This window comes from Planktosalinus sp. (genome assembly GCF_059864935.1).
The window spans coordinates 1-2,588 of sequence record NZ_JCBCCK010000391.1 but is presented as its reverse complement, the minus strand read 5'-3'; the positions used below and the strand labels follow the sequence as shown (position 1 = coordinate 2,588).

Genomic DNA, 2,588 nt, shown 5'->3' with positions numbered 1-2,588 from the left:
AAAACATTCATAAAATGATGTTTCAGCAACCCAATGAAGATTACAAAGTCGATAGAGCGGTCATAGAAGCTATTGACAAACTATTAATCCTCCACGCAGACCACGAGCAAAACTGTTCAACCTCAACCGTAAGGATTGTAGGTTCATCACACAGTGGTCTTTACGCCTCACTCTCTGCCGGTATTGCTGCACTTTGGGGTCCACTTCACGGTGGTGCCAATCAGGCTGTTATTGAAATGCTTGAAGCTATTAAAACCGATGGTGGTGATACATCAAAATACATTCAAAAAGCAAAAGACAAAAACGACCCGTTCCGCTTGATGGGCTTTGGACACAGAGTATATAAAAACTTTGACCCACGCGCAAAAATCATCAAAAAAGCTGCTGATGAAGTGCTTAGTGAACTGGGAATAGAAGACCCTGTACTTGACATTGCCAAAGGGCTTGAAAAAGTGGCTCTTGAAGATGACTACTTTGTAGAAAGAAATCTTTATCCAAACGTAGATTTTTATTCAGGTATTATTTACAGGGCTTTGGGTATTCCAACTGATATGTTTACAGTAATGTTTGCCTTGGGAAGACTTCCCGGCTGGATTGCACAATGGAGGGAAATGCGTATACGCAAAGAGCCCATTGGCCGTCCAAGGCAAGTCTATACAGGCTATACACAAAGAACATTTAAACAGATGACCGAAAGGTAAATCAAAAAAAAATAACCTTGAAACTCCATCTTGAGTCATCACGATGGAGTTTTTTCATATTTTTGAATAAAAGTTGTTATGCTTCAGTTAAACGTTAAAGACGAAACTTCAAGGTTGAGAGCAGTTATTCTGGGAACAGCCAACAGCAATGGTCCCACCCCATCTGCTGAAGAAGCTTATGACCCAAAGTCACTTGAACATATCCTTGCCGGAACCTATCCCAAAAATGAAGATATGATTCCTGAAATGGAAGCATTTTTCACTGTTTTAAAAAAATACGACGTAAAGGTTTTCAGGCCTGAAGAAATTAAGGATTACAATCAGATATTTTCGCGTGATATAGCTTTTGTGATTGACGACGTATTCGTAAAAGCAAACATCCTTCCTGAGCGTGAAAAAGAGCTAGAGGCTATTCAATATATTATTGACCAAATTGACCCTAATAAAGTCATCAGGCCTCCTGAAGAAGTCCACATAGAAGGTGGAGATGTAATGCTCTGGAACAATCATATTTTTATCGGAACCTATAAAGGAAGCGATTATAAAGATTATATTACAGCAAGAACCAATATGGAAGGCGTGGAATACATCCGCAACTTGTTCCCTAATAAAATTGTCAAGGAATTTGATTTGGTCAAATCAAAAATCGAAGCGCGTGACAATGCCTTGCATCTGGATTGCTGTTTTCAACCTGTAGGAATAGACAAAGCGATTATTTATAAACAAGGCTTCCGTGAAGAAGCAGACTATATGTATCTGGTCAACCTTTTTGGGAATAAAAATTTATTTCACATCACACGAGATGAAATGTACCACATGAACAGCAATGTTTTTTCAATTGCTCCGGATGTGGTGGTTTCTGAAAGGAATTTCACACGATTGAACAACTGGTTGCGTGAAAACGGATTTACGGTAGAAGAAATTCCCTATGCTGAAATCGCAAAACAGGAAGGTTTACTTAGATGCAGTACTTTACCACTTATTAGAGATTAAGCCTCCCCAACCCCTCCAAGGGAGGGGCTAAATAATTTGATTGAAAATATCAAAACTTTTTACCTTTGCAAGACAAACTTCTGAAAAAATGAAAAAAAATAATACTCCCCCTTCGGGGGATGGGGGGCTTCAGTCCACCAACACAATATTGATGGTGCGTCCGGCAGCTTTCAGGCTCAATGAAGAAACTGCCATTAATAATTATTACCAAACAACAGACACACAACTTCAAAACAAAGATGTCAATAAATTGGCTCAGGAAGAGTTTGACACCATGGTTCAAAAACTAAAAAACGCCGGTGTTAATGTGGTGATATTTCATGATGACGGTTCTCAGGATACTCCGGATTCTGTTTTTCCAAACAATTGGGTTTCATTTCACGAAAACGGAGACATTGCCCTTTACCCTATGTTTGCTGAAAACCGTAGGCGTGAGCGCAGGGAAGAAGTCATCAACCGTTTGGAAGAAACCGGATTAAAAATTAAAAACGTAGTGGATTATACCCCCGCCGAAGATGATGAACTGTTTCTTGAAGGCACCGGAAGCCTTGTCCTAGACCGCATCAACCGGAAGGCCTATTGTGCCCTTTCGCCTCGTGCTGACGAAGAATTGCTCATCGAGTTCTGTGAAGATTTTGAATATACCCCTGTAATTTTTACTACCTACCAGACCGTGAAAGGTGACCGTTTACCCATTTACCACACCAATGTGATGATGTGTATTGCCAAAGATTTTGCAGTGATTTGTCTGGATTGCATCGACGATAAAAAAGAACGTAAAAATGTACTGCAACACTTAAAAGAAGACGGCAAGGAAATCATCGCCATTACTGAAGAGCAAGTCAAGCATTTTGCGGGTAACATGCTTGAAGTATCAGACGACAAAGGCAATTC

General features: G+C 40.0%; 3 protein-coding genes. All 3 read left to right on the top strand.

Annotation, left to right across the window (positions count from 1 at the left end):
- Positions 1–701, top strand: a 701-nt coding sequence (locus tag AC6F75_RS12155) for a citrate/2-methylcitrate synthase (protein ID WP_500715302.1), incomplete at its 5' end; no start/stop codon positions are given.
- A gap of 78 nt (positions 702–779) precedes the next feature.
- Positions 780–1,694 carry an arginine deiminase family protein gene (locus AC6F75_RS12150; protein WP_500715300.1) on the top strand — a complete coding sequence of 305 codons (915 nt, stop codon included), beginning with the start codon at positions 780–782 and terminating at the stop codon, positions 1,692–1,694.
- An 88-nt stretch (positions 1,695–1,782) separates the two neighbouring features.
- Positions 1,783–2,588, top strand: an 806-nt coding sequence (ctlX, locus tag AC6F75_RS12145; protein ID WP_500715299.1) for a citrulline utilization hydrolase CtlX, incomplete at its 3' end; no start/stop codon positions are given.